Origin of the sequence: Trebonia sp. (genome assembly GCF_049794275.1) — a bacterium.
In the GTDB taxonomy this organism is placed as follows: domain Bacteria; phylum Actinomycetota; class Actinomycetes; order Streptosporangiales; family Streptosporangiaceae; genus Trebonia.
Window position 1 is genome coordinate 1 of the sequence record NZ_JBARCR010000649.1, and the last position, 4,660, is coordinate 4,660.

General features: G+C 70.0%; 6 protein-coding genes. 2 read left to right on the forward strand and 4 right to left on the reverse strand.

The features are described from left to right. The first annotated feature begins 95 nt into the window (after positions 1-95). Positions 96-1,481, forward strand: coding sequence for a DUF4331 domain-containing protein (locus tag WA805_RS17455; RefSeq protein WP_422289286.1), 1,386 nt, complete (start codon positions 96-98; stop codon positions 1,479-1,481). Beyond that, a complete protein-coding gene (locus WA805_RS17460; protein ID WP_422289288.1) occupies positions 1,481-1,813 on the forward strand; it encodes a hypothetical protein in 333 nt (110 codons plus the stop codon). Before WA805_RS17455 ends, WA805_RS17460 begins: the two co-directional genes overlap by 1 nt. 11 nt (positions 1,814-1,824) lie before the next feature. Here the strand turns inward: WA805_RS17460 and WA805_RS17465 are convergent, their stop codons facing one another. From WA805_RS17465 to WA805_RS17480, 4 genes are all read right to left on the reverse strand, one after another. Continuing rightward, positions 1,825-2,628 (reverse strand): Cof-type HAD-IIB family hydrolase, encoded by an 804-nt coding sequence (locus WA805_RS17465; RefSeq protein WP_422273889.1) that lies wholly within the window; start codon positions 2,626-2,628, stop codon positions 1,825-1,827. A 39-nt stretch (positions 2,629-2,667) separates the two neighbouring features. Further along, complete coding sequence (rpiA, locus tag WA805_RS17470) at positions 2,668-3,351, reverse strand: ribose 5-phosphate isomerase A (protein ID WP_422324479.1); 684 nt, start codon at positions 3,349-3,351, stop codon at positions 2,668-2,670. A gap of 7 nt (positions 3,352-3,358) precedes the next feature. After that, positions 3,359-4,036, reverse strand: a complete 678-nt coding sequence (gene pgl, locus WA805_RS17475; protein WP_422273893.1) for a 6-phosphogluconolactonase — start codon at positions 4,034-4,036, stop codon at positions 3,359-3,361. A 28-nt stretch (positions 4,037-4,064) separates the two neighbouring features. After that, positions 4,065-4,660: anti-sigma factor (locus WA805_RS17480; RefSeq protein WP_425242861.1), on the reverse strand; the 596-nt coding region annotated here is incomplete at its 5' end.

The following is a 4,660-nucleotide window of genomic DNA, read 5'->3' on the forward strand; positions in this document are numbered from 1 at the left end:
CGAGCTGGAGATCTTCTCCGGCACCAGCCGGACCCAGGTTCACGACCCCGCGCTGGCCGCCCGGCTGGCCCGAGCGATTTCTGTGAGGTAACCGCATGTCATCGCACCGCGAGGCGCCGGAGATTTCCAAGGACCCGGTGGCCGACAGCACCGACGTGTACGCGTTCGTCAGCCCGGACAAGCCGGACACGGTCACGCTCATCGCCAACTACATTCCGCTCGAGGGCCCGGCAGGCGGCCCGAACTTCTACTCGTTCGGCGACGAGGTCCTGTACGAGATCCACGTCGACAACAACGACGACGCCCGGCCGGACGTCACCTTCCAGTTCAGGTTCCGGACGGAGCTGCGGGACCCCGGGACGTTCCTCTACAACACCGGGCCGATCCTGTCGCTCGGCAGCGCGAACTGGAACAGCCGCCAGTTCTACTCGGTCACCCGTATCAGCGAGGGGCACAGCGTGGTCCTCGGCAGCGGCCTCGCCTGCCCGCCGTGCAACATCGGCCCGCTGTCTACCCCCAACTACGCGAGCCTGGCGAACGCCGCGGTGCACGGCCTGCCCGGCGGGATCAAGGTCTTCGCCGGTCAGCGGGCCGAAGGCTTCTACGTGGACCTCGGCGCGATCTTCGACCTCGCCGACCTGCGCCCCTTCGAGCAGCTGCACGCGCAGTACGGGATGAACGTGTTCTCCGGCCCCGCGGCCGGCGTCAACGCCACCGCCCAGCTGAACGTGCACTCGATCGCCATCCAGGTGCCGGTCTCGCAGCTGGTGCACGGCAAGCACGGGAAGGTGACCGACCCAGGATCGGTGATCGGCGTGTGGACGACGGCGAGCCGTCAGCGGGTCAGCGTGTGGGACGCCGCCGACGGCCAGCAGGTCTGGAGCGGCCCCTTCCATCAGGTGTCCCGGCTGGGGAACCCGCTCATCAACGAGGTGCTGATCCCGCTGGGGCGCAAGGACCTGTGGAACACGCTGCCGCCGTCCGACGACAAGCAGTTCGCCGGCCGCTACGCCCACCCCGAGCTGGCCATGCTGCTGCCCGCGCTGTACCCGGGCGTCTTCCCGAATCTGGCCAAGCTAGTGAAGGCCGGCACCTCCCGCGCCGACCTCGAGGCGATCCTGCTCACCGGGATCCCGGCTGGCGTCGTGCCCGGCTTCCAGAACTACACCGGTTCCATCCAGGCGGACATGCTCCGCCTCAACACGGCCATCCCGCCGGCCGCGAAGCCTAACGAGCTCGGGGTGATCGGCGGTGACCTCGCCGGGTTCCCCAACGGCCGCCGGGTCTCCGACGACGTGGTCACGGTCGAGCTGCGGGCGATCGCGGGCGCGACCGTCCCGCTGGTGGACAAGAAGTTCACGCCGGACGCGGCCGCCGCCTTGGTCACCGACGGCCTCACGGCCGCCAGCGTCCCGTCCGGTTACCTGGCCACGTTCCCTTACCTCGGCGTCCCGTACAGCGGCTTCGACACGCCGTCATGATGACCGACCACCACAGAATCGGTCCGTCCGGTCCCGGCAGCGTGGTCCTCGACCTGGGTGCAGGTGTCGGCGCCCTCATCGTGGACACGCCGCCGGAGCGATGCGGTGACGAGATCGAGATCAGTGCGTCCGGCGACTTCTGGAGCGGGGGTCGCCGGACGCACTCCCTGGTGCGGGAGCGCAGGACCGCCGCGGGCACCAGTTACGCGGCGGTCTACCCCGGCCTGCCCGCCGCCGAGTACACCGTCTGGCTGGACGAGCACACGCCCGCGGGCGCGGTCACGGTCCACGAGGGCCAGGCCGCCCGCTTCCGCTGGCCGCTCATCCCCTAGGTGCACGGGCATCAGGGCAGGATGAACCGCTCTACCGCGTTAGCGAATCCCTCGTCCTCGTTGGAGGTGGTGACGCGGCGGGCGGCTGCCTGGACTTCATGGCTCGCGTTACCCATGGCGATACTGAGCCCGGAGTGGGCAAACATGAGAACGTCGTTGGGCTGGTCGCCGATCGTTGCGATCTGCCCGGGGGGGATCTGGTAGGTCCGGGAAAGATACTGCGCCACGGCGCCCTTGTTGGCATTGGGATTGGTGACATCGCCGTAGTACGGCTGAGACCTGGCCGCCGATACGTGGTCGCCGAAGCGCTCGCGCACCGCGTCCACGCCCTTCTGGACCGCGTCGTAGTCATCGCTCACCCCGGTGACCTTGGCCACTCCGTCCGACACCGAGGCGAAATTGCCGGTCACCGTCGGGTCGAACTTGACCGTCCAGCTCTCGCGGGCCACGTGCGGCGCCTTCGGATCCCGCAGGAACCAGTCCGACCCCCGGTAGATCCACACATCCAGGTTGTGGGCCGCGAGCAGGTCGATCACCGCCGGCGTCACGTCGTCGGGGATGACCTGCTGCTCGATCACGGACATGTCGGGATGGACATACACGCCGCCGTTGAAGGCCGCGATCGGCATGGTGAGCTGGAGCGGCTCCACGAGCATCGACATGCCGCGGGGCGGGCGGCCGCTGGTGATGGCGAAGAGGATTCCGGCCTCCCTCAGCTTCGCGACTGCGGCGATGGCCCGGTCGGTGAGGATTTTGTCCTGGGTTACCAGCGTGCCGTCGACGTCGGCGAGGAACAGCCGAATTGCCGGGGCCATGTTGCCTCCACTTTTGTCCGGTGGTTTGATCCGGTGAGGTCAGGAGCTAGACGACGAGTGTGTGAAGTCGGTCCGGTCGACTGACTCACCCCGGCCCACGAGCACCGTCGCCACCATCTCCGGCGGGAACAGGCCGTGCTCGATGACCCCGGGCGTCGCCGATAGCCGGACGGCCAGTGCCGCTGGATCATCGACCGGGCCGTGGTAGTCCGCGATCACGCCACCATCGGGACTGAGCGGGACGTCGCGCAGCGAGGCCGGCGCGACCCGGCGCATGGTGGCGCGCACCCCGAAGGAGAGCAGTTCGAGGGGAATCGGGCTGTGCAAGGCCTGGACCGGCTTGGTGGAGTCGGCGATGACGACAAACCGTTCCGCCGCCCCCGCGACGATCTTCTCCCGGGTGTGCGCGCCGCCGCCGCCCTTCACCAGCCATCCGTCCGGGGCGACCTGGTCCGCGCCGTCGATGGTGATGTCGAAACGGTCGATGCTCGCGACGTCCTCGATCCGCAGGCCCAGCTCGCGTGCGGCGTGCTCGGTGCGCGGCGACGTGGCCGCACAGACGATGTTGAGCGATCGACGGGCCAGGGCGGGGAGCAGGAACGCCACCGTCGAACCGGTGCCGAGCCCGACGATCATGCCGTCCTCGACCAGTTCCGCGGCCGCCTCCGCCGCGATCTGCTTCTCCCGCTCGATGCCCCGCGGGCCGGCTGGCTGAGCTCCCATCGGGTCCTCAGGCCGCCGCTCGGTCGGCCATCACCAGGGAAGCGGCGGCCTCGACGCGGCCCGCCGGGATCGTCCTGTCCCCGGCCAGGAGCCTCTGCAGCGGCTCCCTCTTGTCGTCGCCAGTGACCAGCCAGAGGATCTGCCTGGCCCGCGCCAGCGCCGGGTAGGTCAGCGTCATCCGCACATGGTTCTGGTACGGCTCGGTGAGGGCGACCAGGCGATCGGTGACCGACAGGACCGGATCGCCGGGGACAAGGGAGGCGGTGTGCCCGTCGGGGCCGAGACCCAGGTGGACGAGGTCGAAGTGCTCCGGCAGCACGGCCGCGTAGCTGACGGCCGCGACCACGAGATCGCTCTCGTTGACCGGCATGGGCTGCACCCGCGCCGGAGCCGAGCCCAGTGCCTTGGTGAGGTGGGTCAGGTTCCTGTCCGGGTCACCGGGCGGTGCCACGCGCTCGTCCACCTGATAGATGACGGTCGCCTCCCAAGGGACCTCCTCCGAGGCTAGCTCGGCGAACATGGCCCAGGGGGTGTGCCCGCCGCTGACCGCGAAGTGGAAGCTGCCGCTGGCCGCAACCGCGGCGCGGGCGCGCTCGGCCACGAAGACCGCGCCGGCCCGGGCTACGGCAGCGGGATCGGCTAGTACCTGAAGGTCGTGGTGCATGTCGCTCCTCTCATCCGGCACGCTAGGCCAGCCTAGGATGCAGGGTTGGTCAGGCCGGCACCGCCAGCACCACGATCGGCGTAGTCGTCGGCGCCGTCGTCCCGCCTGCCGGCTCGACGGTGACCCCGACGCTGTCACCGGTCTCCAGCCCCGACGCCAGCACCGGGGCGGTGGACCCGGTGACCCCGGCGGGCGGCACCAGCCCGGCACCCCGGGCCTTGCCAGGCCCGAGGAACCACAGCTCGTACACCTGGGACGACGGCAGCACGCGCAGCCCTGAGCTGGTGAACACGATCTTTCCCGCCAGGTGCGACGCCACCACGGTAGCCGTGCCTCCCGCGGTCGTCGGTCCGGACACGATCCGTGCGTCCGGTGCGGCGAGCACGGCGGCGATCGCCTGGTTGCGCGCGCGCTCCTTGTTCAGGCTGTTGTTCGTGCCGATGGTGATCACGGCCAGCGCCACAACCGCAGCCAGCGCGACTGCGGCGATGCCGGTGGCGATCTTCGGCATCGTCCAGAACGTACGCGAAGTTCCCCTCCTGGCCGCACTGCTGTCCGCCGCGGCCCGGCGCCAGCGCGGCGTGGCCGTCACGGGCGGCAGCTGCCGGGTGACCGTGGTCGCCGCGAGCACTCGCTCCTTCAGCC

Coding starts and splice junctions, on each gene's coding strand:
- WA805_RS17465 (WP_422273889.1), bottom strand. CDS start 2,628: ATGGCCCCGGCAATTCGGCTGTTCCTCGCCGACGTCGACGGCACGCTG.
- WA805_RS17460 (WP_422289288.1), top strand. CDS start 1,481: ATGACCGACCACCACAGAATCGGTCCGTCCGGTCCCGGCAGCGTGGTC.
- WA805_RS17455 (WP_422289286.1), top strand. CDS start 96: ATGTCATCGCACCGCGAGGCGCCGGAGATTTCCAAGGACCCGGTGGCC.
- rpiA (WP_422324479.1), bottom strand. CDS start 3,351: ATGGGAGCTCAGCCAGCCGGCCCGCGGGGCATCGAGCGGGAGAAGCAG.